At 65.2% G+C, this 21,009-nt stretch carries 16 protein-coding genes and 2 pseudogenes; 6 read left to right on the top strand and 12 right to left on the bottom strand.

Annotated elements, in window-relative coordinates; translation table 11 throughout:
• Positions 1 to 160: 160 nt before the first annotated feature.
• Entirely contained in the window at positions 161 to 1,576 is a 1,416-nt protein-coding gene (locus AB3X99_RS36770; RefSeq protein ID WP_368619734.1) for an NAD(P)/FAD-dependent oxidoreductase, read from the bottom strand.
• Between the two features lie 331 nt (positions 1,577 to 1,907).
• Between AB3X99_RS36770 and AB3X99_RS36775 the strand changes: the two genes are divergently transcribed.
• The 4 genes from AB3X99_RS36775 (at position 1,908) to AB3X99_RS36790 (ending at position 7,113) form a co-directional block, all read left to right on the top strand.
• Positions 1,908 to 2,771, top strand: a complete 864-nt coding sequence (locus AB3X99_RS36775; RefSeq protein WP_368619735.1) for an IclR family transcriptional regulator — start codon at positions 1,908 to 1,910, stop codon at positions 2,769 to 2,771.
• A 197-nt stretch (positions 2,772 to 2,968) separates the two neighbouring features.
• Positions 2,969 to 4,606, top strand: a complete 1,638-nt coding sequence (locus AB3X99_RS36780) for a GMC family oxidoreductase (RefSeq protein ID WP_368619776.1) — start codon at positions 2,969 to 2,971, stop codon at positions 4,604 to 4,606.
• A 137-nt stretch (positions 4,607 to 4,743) separates the two neighbouring features.
• A complete protein-coding gene (locus AB3X99_RS36785) occupies positions 4,744 to 6,063 on the top strand; it encodes an MFS transporter (protein ID WP_368619736.1) in 1,320 nt (439 codons plus the stop codon).
• Between the two features lie 132 nt (positions 6,064 to 6,195).
• Positions 6,196 to 7,113 (top strand): NAD(P)-dependent oxidoreductase, encoded by a 918-nt coding sequence (locus AB3X99_RS36790; RefSeq protein ID WP_069267243.1) that lies wholly within the window; start codon positions 6,196 to 6,198, stop codon positions 7,111 to 7,113.
• Positions 7,114 to 7,207: 94 nt separating this feature from the next.
• Here AB3X99_RS36790 and AB3X99_RS36795 read toward each other — a convergent pair whose 3' ends face one another.
• From AB3X99_RS36795 to AB3X99_RS36805, 3 genes are read right to left on the bottom strand one after another with little or no spacing between them, the layout of a single operon-like run.
• Entirely contained in the window at positions 7,208 to 8,590 is a 1,383-nt protein-coding gene (locus AB3X99_RS36795) for an MFS transporter (protein WP_368619737.1), read from the bottom strand.
• Positions 8,591 to 8,648: 58 nt separating this feature from the next.
• The gene (locus tag AB3X99_RS36800; RefSeq protein ID WP_368619738.1) at positions 8,649 to 10,316 is read right to left on the bottom strand and encodes an AMP-binding protein; all 1,668 of its coding nucleotides are present in this window, start codon (positions 10,314 to 10,316) and stop codon (positions 8,649 to 8,651) included.
• The gene (locus AB3X99_RS36805; protein WP_368619739.1) at positions 10,313 to 11,767 is read right to left on the bottom strand and encodes an aldehyde dehydrogenase family protein; all 1,455 of its coding nucleotides are present in this window, start codon (positions 11,765 to 11,767) and stop codon (positions 10,313 to 10,315) included. The genes AB3X99_RS36800 and AB3X99_RS36805 overlap by 4 nt, the downstream gene beginning before the upstream one ends.
• A 216-nt stretch (positions 11,768 to 11,983) precedes the next feature.
• Here AB3X99_RS36805 and AB3X99_RS36810 point away from each other — a divergent pair, with 216 nt between their 5' ends.
• Entirely contained in the window at positions 11,984 to 12,748 is a 765-nt protein-coding gene (locus AB3X99_RS36810) for an IclR family transcriptional regulator (protein WP_342948041.1), read from the top strand.
• 20 nt (positions 12,749 to 12,768) lie between these two features.
• Here AB3X99_RS36810 and AB3X99_RS36815 read toward each other — a convergent pair whose 3' ends face one another.
• The 8 genes and pseudogenes from AB3X99_RS36815 to AB3X99_RS36850 all read right to left on the bottom strand — a co-directional run bounded on the left by AB3X99_RS36815 (position 12,769) and on the right by AB3X99_RS36850 (position 20,056).
• A complete protein-coding gene (locus AB3X99_RS36815) occupies positions 12,769 to 13,722 on the bottom strand; it encodes a DmsC/YnfH family molybdoenzyme membrane anchor subunit (protein WP_342948042.1) in 954 nt (317 codons plus the stop codon).
• A gap of 52 nt (positions 13,723 to 13,774) precedes the next feature.
• Positions 13,775 to 14,509, bottom strand: a complete 735-nt coding sequence (locus AB3X99_RS36820; protein WP_342948043.1) for a 4Fe-4S dicluster domain-containing protein — start codon at positions 14,507 to 14,509, stop codon at positions 13,775 to 13,777.
• Positions 14,510 to 14,524: 15 nt separating this feature from the next.
• The gene (locus tag AB3X99_RS36825; RefSeq protein WP_368619740.1) at positions 14,525 to 17,464 is read right to left on the bottom strand and encodes a molybdopterin oxidoreductase family protein; all 2,940 of its coding nucleotides are present in this window, start codon (positions 17,462 to 17,464) and stop codon (positions 14,525 to 14,527) included.
• 209 nt (positions 17,465 to 17,673) lie between these two features.
• Positions 17,674 to 18,063, bottom strand: coding sequence for an NUDIX hydrolase (locus tag AB3X99_RS36830; protein ID WP_069267235.1), 390 nt, complete (start codon positions 18,061 to 18,063; stop codon positions 17,674 to 17,676).
• An 83-nt stretch (positions 18,064 to 18,146) separates the two neighbouring features.
• Positions 18,147 to 19,010 (bottom strand): LysR substrate-binding domain-containing protein, encoded by an 864-nt coding sequence (locus AB3X99_RS36835; RefSeq protein ID WP_069267234.1) that lies wholly within the window; start codon positions 19,008 to 19,010, stop codon positions 18,147 to 18,149.
• A gap of 71 nt (positions 19,011 to 19,081) precedes the next feature.
• Positions 19,082 to 19,258 (bottom strand): annotated as a pseudogene (locus AB3X99_RS36840) (glycine cleavage T C-terminal barrel domain-containing protein); the annotation flags it as partial.
• A gap of 49 nt (positions 19,259 to 19,307) precedes the next feature.
• Positions 19,308 to 19,649 (bottom strand): annotated as a pseudogene (locus AB3X99_RS36845) (beta-ketoacyl synthase N-terminal-like domain-containing protein); the annotation flags it as partial.
• Entirely contained in the window at positions 19,646 to 20,056 is a 411-nt protein-coding gene (locus AB3X99_RS36850; RefSeq protein WP_176732962.1) for a Zn-ribbon domain-containing OB-fold protein, read from the bottom strand. The pseudogene AB3X99_RS36845 and the gene AB3X99_RS36850, both read right to left, overlap by 4 nt.
• Positions 20,057 to 20,254: 198 nt before the next feature.
• Between AB3X99_RS36850 and AB3X99_RS36855 the strand changes: the two genes are divergently transcribed.
• Complete coding sequence (locus AB3X99_RS36855) at positions 20,255 to 20,932, top strand: TetR/AcrR family transcriptional regulator (protein WP_342949997.1); 678 nt, start codon at positions 20,255 to 20,257, stop codon at positions 20,930 to 20,932.
• Positions 20,933 to 21,009: the final 77 nt, after the last annotated feature.

Genomic DNA, 21,009 nt, shown 5'->3' on the forward strand with positions numbered 1-21,009 from the left:
TTCACCATGTACGTCGAGATGTGAACTGTGGCAGGCGCTGGCGGTTTGAGCGGCTTTCTTTGCCTACTTTCTTTGCCGCCGCAAAGAAAGTAGGTGCCGCCCCGCACAGGGGCAACGCATGCAGACCGACGCGAACACAAGAAAACCCAAAACCCAAACCTCAAGCCTTCTCATCCCGCCTGAAATACTGCAAATAAAGCATCCTCTGCCCGATCCGCCGGAACGGCGCAAACGGATGCCCCGGCAACGGCGTAGTAAAAATCGGCAGCGTAAGCTGTCCACCCTTACCCGCGATACGCTCAGCAAGCCGCCTCCCCGCCTGCTGAGAATAAGACACGCCATTACCCCCATAGCCAAGTGCATAAAACACCGATTGCCGCGGATCGGGCTGACATACGCGAGGCATCATGTCATGGCTCACATCGACCCACCCCCACCACGAATAATCGATCTGCACGCCACGCAGCGCCGGAAACTTGCGCGCCATGCCTTCCTTGAGCAGCTCGAGATGCCGCGGATTAGGCGCATCCTCGCCGGTAATCGCGCTACGGCTGCCAATCTGCAATCGCAAATCGGGCAAGAACCGATAGTAAAAGCGCAACGTGCGCGTATCCGTAAGCACCTGAGTCGTCCGAAAGCCGCAAGCGGCAATCTCGGCTTCGGTAAGCGGACGCGTGACCATCGAGTTAGAGAGAATCGGCATGACCTTGCTGCGCAGCGTGGGATGCAGCGTCTGCGCCGTGTACGCACCGGTCGCAATGCCCACCGCCCGCGCCCGCACGATGCCGCCCGGCGTACGCAAGTGATGCACGCCGTTGATGGTCTCCCATCCCATCACCGGGCTGCTCGTGTGGACCTTCGCGCCAGCAGCGCGTGCGAGGCGCAGATAACCGAAGGCCAGCTTCAGCGCGTGAATGCCGATCCCTTCGGGCTCGTGCAGCGCGCCGGCCGCCTCGTGGTCGTCGACGAACTCGCGGCGAAACGTCTGCGCGCTCAATAGCTCAGACGGGTAGCCGAATACGTCCTTCCAGACCTTCGCCTCGGCGGCGAGCTTCGCCATGATGCGCGGCCGGTGGGCGATCAGGAAGTGACCGCCCGGCTGCGGATCGCAGTCGATCTGGGCAACGAGTTCCTTGAAACGATCGAAGCCCTGCTGGATCTCGTCGTGCATCTTCAGGGCGACATCCTTGCCCCAGCGCTCGATCCATTGCGAACGCGAAAGGCGGCCCGAGGCGTTCTGCCCCTGTCCGCCATTGCGGCTGCTGCAGCCCCAACTCGTGCGGTTCGCCTCCAGCACCACGGCCTTGATGCCATGCTCGCGTGCGAGGCAGAGCGCCGTGGCGAGCCCCGTGTAACCCGCGCCGATGATCGCGACATCCACGTCGAGATCTTTCGTGACGGGCCCGTCGTCGGGCGGCGGGCTGCCCGCCGTCGCGACCCAGTAGGTCGGCGCGTAATCCTTGCCGACGCCAGGGCCCGGCGAGACGAGCGGATCGTACCTGGGGTCGTACTTCGTGGAGCCGCAATCGCTCGCGGCAAAGCCGGCGGCGGTGGGATCGACTGTGCTGTATCCCATGATCAATGCTCCACAGGCTTCGTGAAGACGCTCGCACGCTCCGCTGCGAGAGCGGTTCCTGCCGACTGCCTGTTCGTCATGCCTGTCTCCTTGCAAAGCTGTCGTCGTTCTTTGGCGCTCTGTTGGGAAAATTCTAGGCAGACCAGAATTGCGCAGGTAGAGCCAGTGGACCGGTATCGCCTGGTACAGCGGCCTGATACGGCGCGGGAATCATTTGCATGACATATCGGGGTAATCCGCTACGTAACGCCGCGAACTTTGCGCTCATACTAAAAAAAGCCCGGAAACTCGAACAATTCGTTTCATTTCCACGCTCTTCAGGAGGAGACCGATGCGCGACACAGCGCGAGCGACGACGCAAACCCCACCGCAAATCAGGGCGCAAGACCACGCCCCCGCGCTGCGCGAAGAGACGTCGGCGGACGACGCCCGCGTGCTGCGCGCGCTCGTGGTGCTGGAGCAACTGGCGTCCGCGGGCCAGCCGTACACGCTTTCACAGTTGTCCGCGCGGCTGCACATTCCCAAGGCGACGCTGCTGCGGCTCATCGATTCGCTCGAAGCGCGCGGCTACGTGATCCATATGCCCGATTCGCGCGGGCACGACCGCAGCATCGCGCTGGGCCCGCGGGCGGCGCAGCTCGCGCTCGCCACGCTCGCCAACAACACCTTCACGCGTTCGTGCCGCGTGCTGCTGCGCACCCTCGTGGAATCGCTCGGCGAAACCTGCAATCTCACCGCGCTCGACGGCGACCGCGTGCTTTATATCGAGCGTGTCGAGACGACGGAGCCCTTGCGCATGGAGATGCGTCCGGGCATGCATGTTCCGCTGCACTGCACCGCGAGCGGCAAGCTCTTTCTCTCGCAGATGAGCGTGCTCGAGCGCAACGCGCTGCTCGAACGCCTCGTGCTGACGAAGATGACGCACCGCACCCTGACCGCCCCCAAGGCGCTCGCGGCCGAGCTTGAACAGCTCGCGGTGCGCGCCATCGGCATCGACAACGAAGAGTTCGTGCGCGGCATGGTGGCGATCGCGGTGCCCGTGCGCGACCCCGCCAGCAAACGCGTGCTCGCCGCGCTCGCCGTGCATGCCCCGACCGCGCGCGCGACCCTCGAGGAACTGCTGGAGTCGGTGGGCCGCATGAAGCAGACGGCGAGCCGGCTCGCGCCGCTGCTCCAGGGGCTCTCGCTCGCCTGAGCGGGCCCCGGCGCAGCGCCGCTTCGGCGGCAAAAGGTACGCGCTGCGCCGTGGCTTTCTGATTCCGTTTCGGCAGTTTCCGTTTCACTTTCGGCCCGTGCGCACGATCGCCGCTTGCGGTCGGCATCCCCTTCCCCGACATTGATCCGAAAACGCGGCGCGTCATGCCGCCCCTGGATTTCGAGGAGACGGGATTCATGGACCATGAGGTCGACTACCTGATCGTCGGCGCCGGATCGGCCGGTTGCGTGCTTGCCCACCGGCTCAGTGCCGACGCGCGCAACGCCGTGCTGCTGCTCGAAGCGGGGGGCGAGGACAACAATCCGTGGATCCACGTGCCGGTCGGGTACTTCAAGACCATGCACAACCCCACGCTCGACTGGTGCTATCGCACCGAGCCGGACGAAGGCGTGGCCGGCCGGCAGATCGACTGGCCGCGTGGCAAGGTGCTCGGCGGATCGAGTTCGCTAAACGGCCTGCTCTACGTGCGCGGGCAGCGTGAGGACTACGATCGTTGGGCGGCGCTCGGCAATCGCGGCTGGAGTTATGCGGACGTTCTCCCGTATTTCAGGAAGTCCGAAGACCAGGAGCGCGGCGCGAACGCGTGGCACGGCGTAGGTGGACCGCTGAAAGTCTCCGACCTGCGCTTGCGCCGCCCCATCGCCGATCATTTCATCGCCGCCGCACAGGAAATCGGCATCCCGCTCAATCAGGACTACAACGGCGAGTTCCAGGAAGGGGTCGGCTACTTTCAGCAGACGGCCTATAACGGCTTTCGCTGGAGCACCGCGAAGGGCTTTCTCAAACCGGCACGCAAACGCAGCAATCTGATCGTGGAAACGCGGGCGCAGACGACCCGGATCCTGTTCGAGGGGCGCCGCGCGGTCGGCGTGGAGTATCTGCAGGACGGCGTGAAAAAGCGCGCAAGGGCGCGCATCGAGGTCATTCTTGCTTCGGGTGCGATCGGTTCGCCGCAAATTCTTCAGCACTCCGGAGTGGGCCCTGCGCACGTGTTGCGCAATGCGGGCGTTGCCGTGCTGCACGATTTGCCGGGCGTCGGTCAGAACCTGCAGGACCATCTTCAGGTGCGGCTCGTGTTCCGCACGCGCGAACGCACGCTCAACGACGAGGTCAACCACCCGTTGCGCAAGGCATGGATCGGCTTGCAATACGCGCTCTGGCGCACCGGGCCGCTCACGCTGGCGGCCAGCCAGGTGGCGATCTTCACGCGATCGAGCCCTGCGGTCGAGCGCCCCGACATCCAGTTCCACATGCAGCCGCTGAGTGCCGACAAGCCCGGCCAGGGCGCGCATCCCTTTTCGGCGTTCACGGCGTCCGTCTGCCAGTTGCGGCCCCATAGCCGCGGCAGCGTCGAAATCCGCTCCACCGACCCGCTCCAGTACCCCGCCATCCGCGCCAACTATCTGTCCGATCCGCGCGACCATCCCGTCGTGATCGGCGGCATTCGGGTGGCGCGCCGCATCGCCGCCGCGCCGGCGCTTGCGCCGCACATCGTGTCCGAGTTCGTGCCCGGCGAGCGGTATCAAAGCGATGCCGAATTGCTCGATGCGGCGCGCCAGTTCAGCCAGTCCATCTATCACCCCGCGGGCACCTGCAAGATGGGCCGCGACGCGAGCGCGGTCGTCGACGAACGCCTGCGTGTGCATGGCGTCGCTGCGCTGCGCGTCGTCGATGCGTCGATCATGCCCGAGCTCGTCTCAGGCAACACCAACGCCCCCGTGATCATGATCGCGGAGAAAGCCGCCGATATGATTCTCGAGGACCACGCGAGCCTCACCGAGCCGCAACGGGAGCATGCCGAGGCCCACCCCTGAAGTCACCACACGCAGTGGCTCAGGCAAGTAGTCCATGCAGCACCGAAACGACACGCAGCAAACAAAGGATACCTGACGAAAAAACCTGCTTTTCAAGGAACCGCACCGCACCAGGTGCGCCCAAAAAGGAGACAGCCATGAACGCATTGCCCCGCACCGACGCCAGGCAGATGAGGCGCGTGGTCGTCGCGAGCCTGATCGGCGCGACCATCGAGTGGTACGACTTCTTCATCTACGGCGTCGTCGCCGGCATCGTATTCAACAAGCTCTATTTCCCAAGCGGCGATCCCCTCATCTCGACGATGCTCGCCTACGGCACCTTCGCGGTGGGCTTCCTGAGCCGTCCGCTCGGCGGCATCGTGTTCGGTCACTTCGGCGATCGGCTCGGCCGCAAAAGCATGCTGATCTTGACGCTGTCGATCATGGGCGTCGCCACCGTGTTGATCGGCACCGTGCCGACCTATGCGCAGATCGGCCTGTGGGCGCCCGCGCTGCTGCTCGTCCTGCGTGTGGCGCAGGGCCTGGGCCTTGGCGGCGAATGGGGCGGCGCCGTGCTGATGTCGTTCGAATACGCGCCCGAAGGCAAGCGCGGCCTCTATGCGAGCATTCCGCAGATCGGTCTCGCGATCGGGCTCTGCCTCGCGTCGGGCGTGGTCGCCCTGCTTTCGTCCGTGCTCAGCAATGCGCAGTTTCTCGCGTGGGGCTGGCGCGTGGCGTTCTTCCTTTCCTTCGCGCTCGTGGCGATCGGCATGTATATCCGCCTGCGTGTGCTGGAAACGCCGGAGTTCGAACGCGTGAAGCAACAGGGCGCCGAAGTCCGCGTGCCGATCGCCGAGGTGCTCAGCCGCTATCCCGGCAACGTGCTCGCCGGCATGGGCGCACGCTTCATCGACGGTGTGTTCTTCAACGTCTTCGCCGTTTTCACGATCGCTTATCTCACGCAGACGCTCAAACTCTCGCGCACCGACGCCCTGCTCGCCGTGATGGCGGCCGCTTTCACGATGATCTTCACGATTCCGTTTTTTGGCCGCCTTTCGGACCGCGTCGGCAGGACGCGCATCTACTTCTGGGGCTCGCTCTTCACGGGCTTGTCGTCGTTCTTCGGCTTCTGGCTCATGAAGCACAGCGGCGGCTCGCCGGTGTTCGTGTGGATCGCCGTGATCATTCCGCTGGGCGTCATTTACGCTTCGGTCTACGGGCCCGAGGCGGCGCTCTTCGCGGAGCTGTTCGATGCCAACGTGCGCTACTCCGGCATCTCGTTCGTCTATCAGTTCTCCGGCATCTTCGCGAGCGGCATCAGCCCGATCATCGCGACCTGGCTCTTGCAGCGCAACGGCGGCGATCCGTGGCTCATCTGCCTCTACACGATGTTCGCGGGTCTCGTGAGCGCACTCTCGGCCGCCTGGGTGGGCCGCCGCCATCACACGCGGCATCTCGCCATCAGCGGGGTGCGGTGAAGAGGGGCCCTATCCTTGAGTCCAGGTTGAGTCCAGGCCGGCGCCGCCTCGTGCCGACGCCGCCCAGGCGCCGCGCCGATAGCTGAGATAATGAGAGCGCCCCAGCCTCAAACCCCACCCCAAGGAGCCACTGTGAGCCAATCCGTATCCTCGTCCGCCCCCAATCCGGTACGCCGTGTCGCGTTCCTGGGCCTCGGCGTGATGGGCCATCCCATGGCCGGTCACCTCGCCAAGGCCGGGCTCGACGTCACGGTCTACAACCGCACCGCTGAAAAGGCCGCGCAATGGGTCGCCGAATACGGCGGCCGCGCGGCCGCCACGCCGCGCGAAGCGGCCCAGGGCGCAGATCTGGTGCTCGCCTGCGTCGGCAACGACGACGACCTGCGCAGCATCACGCTCGGCACGGACGGCGCCTTCGCCGGCATGGCGCGCGACGCCGTGTTTGCCGACCACACGACCGCCTCCGCCAACGTGGCGCGCGAGCTTTCGGCCCAAGCCGCCGAACATGGCCTGCATTTCATCGACGCGCCCGTGTCGGGCGGCCAGGCGGGCGCCCAGAACGGCAAGCTCACGATCATGTGCGGCGGAGAAGCTGCAGCCTTCGAGCGCGCGAAGCCCACGCTCGCCCACTACGGGGCGGCCGTGACGCTGGTGGGCGCGGCGGGCGCCGGCCAGCTCGCCAAGATGGTCAATCAGATCTGCATCGCGGGCCTCGTGCAGGGGCTTTCCGAGGCGATCAACTTCGGCGAGCGCGCCGGGCTCGACATGGCGCTCGTGCTCGACGTGATCGGCAAGGGCGCCGCCGCGAGCTGGCAGATGGACAACCGCGGCAAGACCATGATGGCCAACAAGTTCGACTTCGGCTTCGCCGTGGACTGGATGCGCAAGGACCTCGGCTTCTGCCTCGACGAAGCGAAGCGCAACGGCGCGGCGCTGCCGGTCACGGCGCTCGTCGACCAGTTCTACGGCGACGTGCAGCGCTTGGGCGGCAGCCGCTTCGACACGTCGAGCCTCATCTGGCGTCTGCGCAAGCTCGACGGCGGCGCATAAGACGTACCCGCGCGGCCCTCGCAAGGCACCGGAAGCCCCTGGGTGCATTCAGGGCCGCCGCATGCCCTGCCTCACGCCTCGCACCCCGCGAGGCTCAGCGCCACCAGCGCAGCGGGCGCCGCAGCGTGTGCCGTTCGAGCCGCACCGTCGGCATGCTGTCGAGGAACGCGAAGGCCCCTGCCTCTTCCGGGCCCATGCGCCGCTCGCGTTCCTCGTCGGCCTCGACCGTGCGTGAGGTATCGATGAAGAGCGCCGCGACGATGCCCAGCGCCAGCAATCCCGCCGAGATCATGAACGGCACGTTGTAGCTGCCGGTGTGCTGGATCAGGTAGCCGAACACGACCGGCGACACCATCCCCGCAATGCCGAAGCCCGTGTTCATCATGCCGCCCGCCGTACCCGCGTACTTGCCGGCGATATCGAGCGGCAGCGTCCACAGCACCGGATTCGTGATCTCCAGGAAGAAGAACGAAGCGGAGAGGTAGAGCACCGCGACTATCGGGTTCGCGACAGACACCATCGGCAGCAGGAAAATGAGCGAGCCGCCCATGCCCGTCACGAGCACCGAGCAGCGCGCGAAGCGCAGCCGGCCCGTCCACTTGTAGATCCGGTCGGAGACCACGCCGCCGAGCGTATCGCCCACCACGCCCGCGAGCAGCGGCAGCGCCGTGAAGAGCGCGAGCTGCTTGAGGTCGAAGCCGCGCGACTCCTTCAGATACGACGGCAGCCACGTGAGATAGACCCACAACAGCCAGCCATAGCAGAAGTCGACGAACGTGACGAGCCACATGCGCCGCACGAGCTTGCGCCACGGTGTCGCCGCGCGCTTCGCGCGGTCGCAGTCGCCCTTGCAATAGCCGATCTCGGCGGTCTCTTCGGGCGTGACGCGCCGGTTCTGTTCCGGCGAATTCGTGAACACGAACAGATAGAGCACCGTCCACATGAGGCTCGCGATGCCGAGCAGGATGAACGCGTCGCGCCAGCCCCCTGCCACGACCACCGCGAGCACGAGCGGCGGCGTGACCGCGCCGCCCAGGCGCGCGAAGCTGTGTGTGATGCCCTGCGCGAAGCCGCGTTCGCCCACCGGCATCCAGTATGTGAAAGCGCGGGTGGCCGTGGGAAACGCCCCGCCCTCGCCCACGCCGAGCGCGAAGCGCAGCCCCACCAGCATCGCGACACTGCCGGCAAAGCCCGTGGCGAGCGTCGCCGCGCCCCAGATCAACGAAAGCACAGTGAGCACGATCTTCGGACCGAACTTGTCCGAAAGCCAGCCGCCGATGATCTGCATGACGGCATAGGGGTAGGCGAATGCGGAAAATACCAGGCCGAGCTGTACCGCGCTCAGGCCCATTTCGTGGCGGATCAGCGGTCCCGCGACCGCGATGTTCACGCGGTCGATGTACGAAATAAAGTACATCAGGCACATGACCGCGAGAATGATATGGCGCGTCTTGACGCGCTGGGCGTGCTGCTTCATGTCGTCGTCTCCTGAGTCTCTCTTTTGTGTCGCCGGGTCGGATGCGTCTAGTCGTGTCTCAGCCCGAGGGCGTCACGAGCTTCAGCCGCTGGACCTTCCCCGAGGGGCCGCGCGGCAGTTCGCTTACGAAGCGGATCTCTTTTGGCGTTTTGTAGCGGCCCAGTTCGCGCAGGCAGTGCTCGCGCAGGGCGTCCGCGTCGGGCGCGCCCTGCCAGTGCGCCTCGCGCGCCACCACGAACGCAACGATCTCCTGTCCATAGGCGGGGTCGGGCACGCCGACGGCCGCCGCGTCGAGCACGCCCGGATGGCGCAGCAGCGCCTCGTCGATCTCGCGCGGCGCGATGTTCTCGCCGCCCTTGATGATCAGTTCCTTCGAGCGGCCATTGATATAGAAGTAGCCTTCGTCGTCGCGATAGCCCAGGTCGCCGGTGCGCAGCCAGCCGTCGGCGGTGAACGCCTTCGCCGTGTCCTCGCCGCGCTTGTAGTAGCCGCGCATGACCTGGGCGCCGCGCAGCACGATTTCGCCGCACTCCTTCGGTCCGCATTCACGGCCGTCACGGTCGATCACGCGTGCTTCGCCGCCCGATGGCAGGCCGATGCTGCCAATGCGGCGCCGCGATGCATCGTACGGATTGCTAAAGACAGGCGCGGCGGTCTCGGTCATCCCCATCGTTTCGATGACGCCGATACCGAAGCGCGCCTCGAACGCGCGATGATGGTCGGCGGGCAGCGCAGCCGACGCGCTGCGGCAGAACTTGAGCGCCGAGAGGTCGAGTCCGCTCGGTTCGTCGCCGTTGAGGAGATAGGCGACGATGGTCGGCACCACGTTGATCCACGTGCAGCCGTAGCTGGCGGCGTCGCGCCAGAACGTGCGCCCGGAGAAACGCGGCGTCAGCACGACCGAGCCCGCGTGCCAGAGCGGCGCAAGCAAGGTCACGACGAGCCCGTTGATGTGATAGAGCGGCAGCGATGCCAGCACGCGGTCGTCGTCGGCGAGCCGGTGCTCGAGGCTGATGTTGCGCGCGTTCGCATGGAGGCTTGCATGGCTGAGCAGCACGCCCTTCGGCGCGCCGGTCGTGCCCGAGGTGTACATCAGCAGGGCGATGTCGGCCGCATCGGGCCCGGACCGGGCTTCTTCCACGGGCGCGGATTCCAGGGCCGGGAGGCCCGCGAGGCTCGCCCCCGCCGGCACAGCGCTCGCCTCATGGGCGGCCACAGTTTCGAGTGCGGGTAGCACCGGCAACGCAACGGCATCCGGCTGCGTGCGCACGAGCGCGATGTGGCGCGACATGCCCTGCTCGCGCAGCGCGGCGAGCGCCGCTTCGAGCGCGCCGCTGGTCTGCGCGCTCGCGAAGATCATCCGCGTATCCGAATGCTCGACGATATAGGCAAGCTGGGACGCCTGGCAAAGCAGGTTGAGCGGATGTGCGATCAGTCCGCTGTACATCGCGCCGAGCAGCAACGTGGCAGTCTGGATGCCGTTGCCCATCAGGACCGAAACGACATCGCCCGGCTTGAGGCCGGCGTCGCGAAAGCGGCTCTCGAGCGTGCGGCAACGCTCGAGCAGCGCGCCAAAGGTCAACGTCGCGCCTGCCGTGACGCTGCCGGCGGCTGCGCCGGCATCTTCTCTGGCGCCCTCGTCGGGCGCCGCCAGCAGGAAGGGCTTGTCCGGATACTGTGCGGCGCGGGCTTCGATCAGCGCGCGGATCGTGGCGGGCGCGCTCATGGGCCGAACCTCCCGAAATAGTCGCCGAGCAAGGTGTCGAGCTCGGGAACGCGCTCCGTGATGGGGTACGCCACGCGCGTGACATTCAGGTACTGGCGAAAGCCGAGATTGTCCGAGAAGTTGTTGCGCCCCCAGGTCCCACAGCCCATCGAGAGCGAGAACGGCAGGCCGTTGTCGAAGTTGCCGCCCGTCGCGAAGCAATGCGCCTGGTTGACGATCACGCGCGCCACCGGCAGCGTCGAACCCAGCGTCACGGCTTGATCCGGATCGTCGGTGTGCAGGCCGACCGAGTGACCCGCTCCCATATAGGCGTAGAGGCTGCGCACGATATCCGCCGCAGCGTCGAAATCGCGCGCGCGATAGACCGTGAGCACCGGCGCGAGCTTTTCGCCCGAAAACGGGTGCGCCGCGCCGAAGCCGCTCTCCTCGACCATCAGGAACGCGCCTGTGTGCGCCGCGACCTCTGCCACCTCGTCGAGGCCGGCGGCGCGCGCGATCTGCGCCGCGGATTTAGCGGTGCAACGCGACGAGAGCTTGCCGTCGGTCCACATCGCCGCCTGCAATTGCGCCTTTTGCTGCGCGTCGAGCAGCACGCCGCCACAGGCGGCGAGTTCGTGCAGCATCGCGTCGTAAACCGCCTCGTCGATCACGACGCTGTTCTCCGACGAGCAGCTCGTCGCGTTGTCGAAGGTCTTCGACGCGGCGATCTTGTACGCCGCATCGCGAAGGTTCGCCGTGCGCGTCACGATCGACGCCACGTTGCCGGCCCCTACCCCAAAGGCCGGCGTGCCGCTGGCGTAGGCCATGCGCACATTGGCCTGAGAGCCCGTCGCGACGACGAGGTCGGCGTCGCGCATCAGGGCCGCGGTGGCGGCCTTGTCCACTGGCGCGGGCAGCATCTGCACGAGCGCCGGGTCCAGCCCCGCCTTGGCGAACTGGGCGTGGATGAAGCCGATGAGCGCCTCGCACGCGCCATAGCCCTTCGGCGAAGGCGCGACGATCACCGCATTGCCGCATTTGAGCGCGTTGACGATCTTGTTGGCGGGCGTCGCGGCCGGATTGGTGGAGGGCGTGATCGCCGCGACCACCCCGACCGCGCGCGCGATTTCGACGATGCCCGTGGCGTCGTCTCGCGCAATCACGCCGCAGGTCTTTTTCCCATGCAGGTCGCGCAGCAGCCCGAGCGTCTTGCGGTAGTTCTTGCGGAACTTGTCGTCGGCGTTCCCGAGTCCCGTGTCGCGCACCGCCAGCTCGGCTAGCTCGCGGTTTCGGCCGGGCTCCATGATCGCCCACGCGGCTGCTGCTGCAGCGGTGTCCAGGGTTGCCTGTCCGGCGAACTCGAACGCTTGCTGCGCCGCACGCGCACGCGCCACGAGCGCGGCGATCTGCGGGGCGGGCGCCTCGGGTTTGCCCGCACCGGCGGCGTTGGCGACGGTCTCTCTCGCATTCATCGGCGCGCTCCGATCAAATAATTGGCTGTACTGCCAATCTATTCATCGGCGCGTGAATGCGAGTCCCGATTCCCGCGCAATCGCAGACACACGACTATCAAGGCGCGGAATATGCGATTTTCGGGACTTTCACCAGTCCCGAAAATCGCATTGGAAGATGCACAATGACGGGAAGCTAGCGTCGACCGCACAAGGCAAGCGACGCAGGAGACAAGCGTGTCCACCTCGAACCAATCGAATGCGGCGGCAGTGCGCGCGTTTCGCGTGCTGGAAACGCTAGCCCAGGCGGGCCGTCCTTTGGCGATGACGGATCTGGTCGATGCGCTCGGCTTGCCCAAGCAGACGGTGCACCGCATCCTGGCCCAGCTCACCGACGCGTGGCTCGTCACACGCGGCGCCAACGACAAGCTCTACGAGTGTTCGGCGCGCGTGAGAATGATGGCGGTGAACGTGCTGATGCACGCGGGGCCGGCGGCGGCGCGGCACTTGCTGCTCGAGCAGCTCGTCGAAAAGATTGGCGAGACCTGCAATCTCACCATGCTCGCCGGCAACGACGTGGTCTATGTCGACCGCGTGGAGACCGAATGGCCGCTGCGCATGCATCTGCAGCCGGGCTCGCACGTGCCGCTGCACTGTTCGGCGAGCGGCAAGCTGCTACTGAGCTTTTTGCCCAAGGAGCGGCGCGACCGCATGATCGATACGCTGCCGCTGCGCGCCCACTCGGAGCAAACGATCACCGACCGCGAAGCGTTGCGCAAAGAGCTGGCGGTGACTCGCCGGCGGCAGCTCGCGATCAACAATCAGGAGCATTTACAGGGCTTGATCGCGATTGCCGTGCCCGTGATGCTGGACCGCAACCGTGCGTGCGCGGCAATCGCCGTCCAGGCGCCGGTTGGGCGCGTCGCGCTCGACGACCTGCTCGCCTTCGTGCCCGACCTGAGGCATGCCGCAACGGAAACCGCGAAAACGTTCCGCGAGTAGAGGGACGTGGAGCGTGCGAATTATGAACGCTGATAGTAGAGATTCTGCGGATGCCGCGCTTCAGCAAAGAAAAACCAGCGCTCCGCCACCAGGCCCGCGTACTGAATCACGGCCGCCAGGCAAAACACCGCGAACGAGAGTCCAACGGATCGAATGCCGCCGCCGATCGCCACGAGGCAGAAAGGAGCGAGGAACGCCGCGATCAGGAACGTCCACTTGATGCGTTTGAGCGCGCCTGGCGTCTTGCCGTGAAAGAACTCGCGCAGATTGAAGGCGCCTGCCGTAAACCCGCGCGACTTCTGCTCGACGCGTTCCACGCGAATGCCGGTCGCACTTTGCACAGTCGATTTCGGACGCAGACGCGCGTTGCGGACCAGCGAGGCCGTGCGCGACGCGCAGCCCCCCAGCGTCAACACGCATGCGCAGACGGCGAGCGGCACCGCCATGGCCGGTGCGAATCTCGCGGCGCACGCGGTCGCGAGCGTGAAGCCGGACGCGCAGCCGAGCAAGACGAAATTGACCAGCGTGAGCGGCGTTGCCCACTCCTGGAGAAAGCGCAGGCAGGCGTAGATCATCGCGGTGCACACGAACAGCAGCAGGCTCGCGACGACAGCCACGCCCCCTATTGCCAGGGAAAACGGGGCCCCTAGCAGGTGCGCGAGACCATAGGCAAACGTGCAGGCCAGAAACGCGGGAAGGCAAAGACATTCGCGCGACAGCCACGAAGTGCGCCACATCGCAATGGCCCGCCATGCCCGCTCGGGATGGCCGAGATGAAAGAACGACGCCACGAGCCCCAATGCGCCCAGCGCGCACGAAAGCGCCGCACCGACGACATAGAACATCGCCGGAACCGCTGCCACGTCGCCGAAGCCGAGCCGTTGCGCCAGCTCCACGCCGACGAGCGCGATCAGCAAGCCCTGGCCCGCACCGCTCAGCGTGGTGAGAAACACCACGGAAAATGCCGGATTCATACCGTTCTCCACTCTACGATTCGGGGTGCGCCATGCGGGCGCGCTGGCGTGCTCATACGCGCGTGGCGACCGACGCGAGATTGAGCGCGCCGTGTTCGACCTGCGCATCGAGCGTATCGGTCTCACCCGCGCCCGGCGTCTTGCACGAACACAAGCCGCTACCGCAGGACGTCACCGGTTGACGCGGTAAATAGTGATTCGACGGCCGGGTTCCCCATTCGGGCATCAGCTGATAGCCGCCCCGTTCGCGGATCGCCTTCGACACGACCGACTCCGGATCGTGAATGTCGCCAAAGAGGCGCGCCGAGGTCGGGCACGCGAGCACGCACGCGGGCTTGCGGTCGCGCTCCGGCAGCGCTTCGTTGTAGATGCGGTCGGAGCACAGCGTGCACTTGGTCATTTCCTTGCGCGCTTCGTCGATTTCGCGCGCGCCGTAGGGGCAGGCCCACGCGCAGTACTTGCAGCCGATGCAGCGGTCGTAGTCGACCAGCACGAGGCCGTCTTCCTTGCGCTTGTAGCTTGCCCCGGTCGGACAGACCGGCACGCACGGCGGGTCCTCGCAGTGCAGGCAGGACTTGGGAAAATGAACGGTGTCGGCAAGCGGAAACTCGCCCGCTTCGAACGTCTGCACCCGGTTGAAGAACGTGCCCGATGGATCGGCGTCATACGGGCGAAAGTCGGCGAGACTGCCCGCCTCGCCCGACGTGTTCCATTCCTTGCAGCTCGTCACGCACGCGTGGCAGCCCACGCAGACGTTCAGATCGATCACGAGCGCCATCTGTGTCATCGCATGCTCTCCGTTTCACTTGCGTTGCGCGGCTTTCGCAAGACGCTCGGCAAACTCGCCGCGCCCGGCGAAATACGTTTGCACGACGCGATGGATGAAGCCCCCCGCGCCACCGGTGCCGACGGCGCCCGGCAGCGCGGGCATGGGGGCGAACTGCGGCAGCGTGTGGTCGGCGTGCGCCTCCGCCGGATAGATGCGCACGCGCACGTCGTACCATGCGGCCTGCCCCGTGATCGGATCGGAGTTCGACGTGCGCGTGTGACCGGCGCGTTTGACGGGAATCTCGTCGGCGATCAGGTGGTTCAGCAGGAAGCCGCGCTGCGACTCGTTGGCGTCGGGTCCGAGATTCCATGCGCCCGCCGACTTGCCGATGGCGTTCCATGTCCAGACCGTACCCGGCTCGACCGCTTCGCTGTAGCGCGCGAGGCACCGCACCTTGCCCCATTGCGATTCGACGTAGATCCAGCCGCCGTCCTCGATGCCCTGCGCCGCCGCCGTGCGCGGATTCATGTACAGATAGTTCTCGCCATGAATCTGCCGCAGCCAGGCGTTCTGCGAGTCCCACGAGTGGTACATCGCCATGGGACGCTGCGTGACGGCCGCGAGCGGATACTGCGCGTGATCGGTCGCGTCGTGCTCGAGCGGCGGATGCCAGAACGGCAGCGGGTCGAAGTACTGCTCGATACGCGCGCGCAAATGCTCGGGCGGTTGCCGGCCCTTCGTCTTGCCCTGCGCGGCGAGCCGGAACTTCTGCATCACGTCCGAGTAAAGCGCGATGACGATCGGCTCGTTGAACTTGCGAAAGCCCTTCTCGACAGCGAAGTCCAGATAAGGCCCGTTGCAGTTGCGCATGTACTGCAGCGACTCGGGCAGCGTGTAGTGGTAGACGCAGTTGTGCTTCGCATACTCCTGCCACTGCCGCGGGTTCGGTTCGCCAACCAGCGCCTTCTCGCCGTCCTTGCCGCGCCAGCCGATCAGGAAGCCCACGCCGGAGCCCGGCGCCGTCTGGTGATTGATGATGAAGTCCGGATAGTCGCGGTATTTGCGCGTGCCTTCGGGCGTCGTGAAAGCCGGCAGCTTCAGGCGGCTCGCCAGCTCGACGAGCACTTCCTGGAACGGCTTGCATTCGCCCGTCGGCGGGACGACCGGCACGCGCACGGAGTCCACCGGACCATCGAATTCGGAAATGGGCCGGTCGAGCATCGACATCGCGTCGTGGCGTTCGAGGTAGGTCGTGTCGGGCAGGATCAGGTCGGCGAAGGCCGTCATCTCCGACTGGAACGCATCGCACACCACGATGAACGGAATCTTGTACTCGCCGTTCTCGTGCTTGTCCGCGAGCATCTTGCGCACTTCCACCGTGTTCATCGACGAATTCCACGCCATGTTGGCCATGAAGATCAACAGCGTATCGATGGGATACGGATCGCCCCGCCACGCGTTCGTAATGACGCTATGCATCAAGCCATGCACGGCGAGCGGATACTCCCACGAAAACGCCTTGTCGATGCGCACGGGCTCGCCCTTGGCGTCGATAAACAGATCTTCCGGCGCGGCGGGCCAGCCCAGCGGACCATTCGCGAGCGGCGTGTTCGGCTTCACGTCGTCGGGGCTGTTGGGCGGCTTCGCCGAAGGCGGCACGGCGCGCGGGTAAGGCGACTTATGCCGGAAACCGCCCGGCCGGTCGATGGTGCCGAGCAGCGACATCAGCACGGCGAGGCCGCGTATCGACTGAAAGCCGTTCGAGTGAGCGGCGAGCCCGCGCATGGCGTGAAAGGCAATGGGCGCACCCGTCACGGTTTCGTGCGTTTCGCCCCAGGCGTCGGTCCACTGAATCGGCAACGTGATCTTTTGATCGCGCGCGACATCGGCCATTTCCTGAGCCAGCCGGCGGATCGTGGCGGCGGGAATGCCGGTGATCTGCGCCGCCCACTCGGGCGTGCAGTCGGCAACCTGCTCGCGCAGCAACCCGAACGATGGCGCGACCGGCGTGCCGTCTGCGAGCGTATAGCGCCCTTCCAGCGCGGGACGCACGCCCGGCGCATGATGCGGCACTTCGCGCTGACTCGCGGCGTCCCACCAGAGGTGATTCTGCGGAAACAGCGGATTGCGCACTTCGACCGCCGGGTCCTGCACGAACAGGCCGTACGTATCGCTGTCGGCGCGCATATCGAGCAGTTCACCGGCATTCGTATAGCGCTCGACGAACTCGCGGTCATACGCATTCTGTTCGATCAGCTCACGCATGAGCGCCATGAACAGCGCACCATCCGTGCCGGGACGGATCGGCACCCACTCATCGGCGATTGCCGCGTAGCCCGTGCGGATCGGATTGATGGCGATGAAGCGGCCGCCCGCGCGCTTGAACTTCGAAATCGCAATCTTCAGCGGATTCGAGTGATGGTCCTCCGCCGTGCCGATCATGAAGAACAGTCTCGCGCGGTCGAGGTCCGGCCCACCGAACTCCCAGAACGAGCCGCCCATCGTATAGATCATGCCGGCCGCCATGTTCGCCGAGCAGAAGCCGCCGTGCGCCGCATAGTTTGGGGTGCCGAACTGTTTGGCGAACAAGCCCGTGAGGGCCTGCATCTGGTCGCGGCCCGTGAAGAGCGCGAATTGCCTCGGGTCGGTCGCGCGCAAATGCGCGAGGCGCTTTTCCAGCATGTCGAACGCCGCTTCCCACGAGATGGGCTCGAACTGGGCGGTGCCGCGCAAGGCGTCCGGTTTGCGCAGCAGCGGCTGCGTGAGGCGCGCCGGCGAATACTGCTTCATGATGCCCGACGAGCCTTTGGCGCAGATTACGCCCTGATTAAGCGGATGCTCGGGATTGCCGTCGATATACCGAACCTCGCCGTCGCGAAGATGCACGCGTATGCCACAGCGGCACGCGCACATGTAGCATGTCGTGGTCTTGACCTCGAGCTTTTCGTTCTGCGTGCGGGGCTGATGTTCCATCGCTCCTCCAGATGCGCTTGCGGTGCGGCCGCACAAACACTGTGCGGACAATGAATATCGTATAAATGAGCGGCAAATAGAAAAACTCGCAATTTGCGATCTCATTCATCAGCCCGCCCGATAGTTGCGGGCGGCGCGCGGGGATTGGCGTCTGGATTCGATGACTGGACAGCGCTGCGGTCAGCGAGGCCGCTCGGCGGCAGAGCGCGTTACGCGCGCACGAGCGTGGTTTGCTTGATTTCATGACCGAACAGGAGATCGACGATTTCCCGTGTCGGCACGCTGGTAATCAGCGTAGAGACCTTCTGGGGACGAAACCATCGGCACCTTAGAATCTCGTTATTCGGCACAGGTCTCGCGTCGTCGTGCAGCACGGAGAAAAAGACGTGGTGCCGCTTGTTGAGTCCGCCAAACTGGAACAGGTATCCCAGCTCGCAGCCCTCGAGCGTCGTCTCTTCATTGAGTTCACGTACGGCAGCGTCCGCCGGCGACTCCGCGCGCCGGATCGTGCCGCCGGGCAGCGACCATCGCGATCGCCCCCGTTCGACGAGGAGAATCCGTCCTTGCTGCCAGCACACGACAGTTGCTCGTTCTTTCATGCTTCGCGTTTCATGATAGAGGCCATCTGTTTCGTATGAGTCGATCGTTGTTCCGCCTCGGGTAGCAAGCATCGAGCCCGAAGTCAGGTCGATACGGGGTCGGTACTAAACAGTGCATCGAGGAGGTTCGACGCCGGACGGTCGGCGAGCCGCGCCAGCGACTCGATCATGCGGACCCGGCAGTCGGCAAGCGCAATCGCGCGGACGCCCGGCGAGCCACCGAACTCCGTACGCGCGATGACACCCACGCCAACGCCCTGCGCGATGGCGGTTTGCAATGCTTCGCGACCTTCCACGTATAGCACGGGACGCACTTGCAGGCCCTTGCGCACCAGCTCCGCTTCGAGCAGTTGCTGCGTGACGGATTGCGTTTCGCGGAAGATCATCGGTTCGCGCACGAGCGCCTCGTAGCTGAGCGCTGCCTGTGTGGCGAGCGCGCTGCTGGCAGGAACGACGGCGGCAAGCGGCGCCTCGCACAGCACCCGCGTTTCCAGGCCGGCATGCACGACCCGCGCGGCAGAGATCGCGGCATCGACAACACCGGCCAGCACGCGCTGCATGCACTCGGTCGCGTTGGCCACCGAGAGTTTCACCACGATCCCCGGATGGCGCATCCGGAACGCGCCGATCAGCCTCATCGCCAGGTCCGGTGCATCGGCAACGAGGGAAAGCTCGCCCGACTCGAGCTCGCCCGCGGCTTCGAGCAGGCGGCGGGCGTCGCGCTCGCAGGCCACCATCTGGCGCGTCACCGCGTAGAGGCGCCGGCCGAGGTCCGTCGGTTCGACACCCCGCGCGGTGCGCTCGAAAAGTCGTACGCCATAGTCCTGTTCGAGGCGCCGCACGTGATCGGAAATCGCCGGCTGTGTCAGCGCAAGCGCACGGGCGGCCTTCGAAAAGCCGCCCTGCTCCGCCACCGCATGAAATGCCCGCAATTGCGCGTAATGCATGTTGCCACCCTGGGAGGACGATGCCGTTGACCCGCTCGCGTGCAGCCCTTCAGTTGCCCGCAATGACTCAGTCAACTCTTCGTGCGCAACGAGCGCGGGTCGTATGGCGCTTGCAGATGCAGCGTCGCCGGAATCGGCTCTCCCGCCACGTCGATCATATAGCGCCCCTGGGCGAGCCACGCGGCATCGACAGGCCCGTCCAGGCGCGAGAGATAGCCCATGGCAACCGGACAACCGAGCGTGTGGCCGATCCTCATCGCCCAGATCAAGTGGGCCGCTGCCGAGACGGGTCAATTGCTCCGCTCCGACCACCACGGCACAATCCACCGCCCCCGCGGCAATCGCGAGCCAGGCGTGCCGGAATGCGCTCGCCGACGACGAGCAGGCATTTTCGAAATTCGCCGCTTCGATGCCGGTCAGCCCCGTCTCCCGTGCGATACGTTGAGCAGCCAATGGACCACCGGATACCGTTCCGCAATAAATAGCGCCGATGCGCGGTCGATCGATTCCAGCTTCATCAAGTGCCTCGATGACCGCGGGCGCGGCGAGCTGCGCAAGACTCACTTCCGGGAAACGCCCAAAGCGAACCATACCTGTGCCAGCGACGCTCACGCTCCTCAAACCGTTCGTCGCGCTCATGAACTTACCTGCCGGGGAACTTCGCCGGGTGCGGCAAAGAAGTAGATGAACTGGCTCGCTCGTTTGTTTGCTGCTTTCACTCGCAATTCGAGTTGTTGCCCCGTCTGGACAGCGCCAGCCTCCATTTCGATGCGCCCGAAGACCCTCAGACCCTCACTAAAGTCCACGTAGCCGACGGTATAGGGCGTGTCGACGCCCCTTGGTCCCATATGCACCACGCTGTGGCAGTAGAGGGTGCCGATTGTCGGCAGCGGCAACGCAACGAAATCGCGGCCGCCGCAGTGCGGGCACACGGTGAGGACTGGATAGATGGGCGCTTCACAGCCGGAGCACCTCGCCCCGAGTAATGACCAGCCTTTCCCGCCTCTGATAACCGAGGCTGTGCTTAATCGTCTGAAACCGTTCACGCTGGCTCCCATTTCTGTTCGAACTTCATGGTGTAGCGTGTATTACACTATAGTACTGAACGGCAGCGAGAAAGGTAGGGAAAACCCGGCATTACCGATGCGTCCGATTTCGAAGGACCGTCCGCAGTCTCGCTTGCTGGCGATTTTTGCCAACGGGGGGCAGAATGCCTTCCAGACCGATAGTTTTGGAGCTTGTGAGTGGAAATAGCGAAGGCAGGAAGGAAGAAGCCCATCTCGCGCGGAGAGACTTCCTCGACGAACGGCGTAGAGGGATATCAGCAGCGTGTTAGCAGGGAAAAGCGCGCGTTGATCCTGGAGGTTGCAATTGCAACGTTCCTGGAAAGCGGATACGACGCGGCCACGATGGATTCCATTGGCGATCGCGCGACAGTGTCATACGCGACCCTGTACAAACATTTTCCCAGCAAGGAAACGCTGTTCGTCGAAGCGGTGGACCATCTGATCCATCAGCTATTCTCGAGCTGGAAAGATCACGTCGTGCCCAACGACGTCGAACCGGGCCTGCGCGAAATTGGACGCGCATTCTGCGAGCTCGTTTCAGACGCGCGGTTGATTTCCGCGATGCGCCTGATCATTGGGCAAGCGCGAAACTTTCCCGCGGTGGGCGCCCGCTTTCAACTTGCGAAGCATTTATTCAGCGATATTACGGATGCCTGGTTGCAAAGGCGCGTTGACGAAGGCGAGCTGCGTGTTGCCGACGTGCAGCTCGCGCGCGCAGAATTCATTGGCATGCTGGGCGAGACCGTTTTTTATCCTCGCCTCATGCAAACAGACTACGCCCTGTCTGACGATCAGGTAGAACGCGTCGTCGAGAGCGCCGTTTGCACTTTCCTGGCGCGATATCGAGTCCAATGAATCGCATCGCGGCGATCCCCGCTGCGTCCCTCCCGGCGCGGGCCCACCGAACAACAATTGCAGCCGCAACCGCGATG

The sequence above is a fragment of the Paraburkholderia sp. BR10882 genome (genome assembly GCF_040948855.1).
Classification (GTDB): domain Bacteria; phylum Pseudomonadota; class Gammaproteobacteria; order Burkholderiales; family Burkholderiaceae; genus Paraburkholderia; species Paraburkholderia nodosa_A.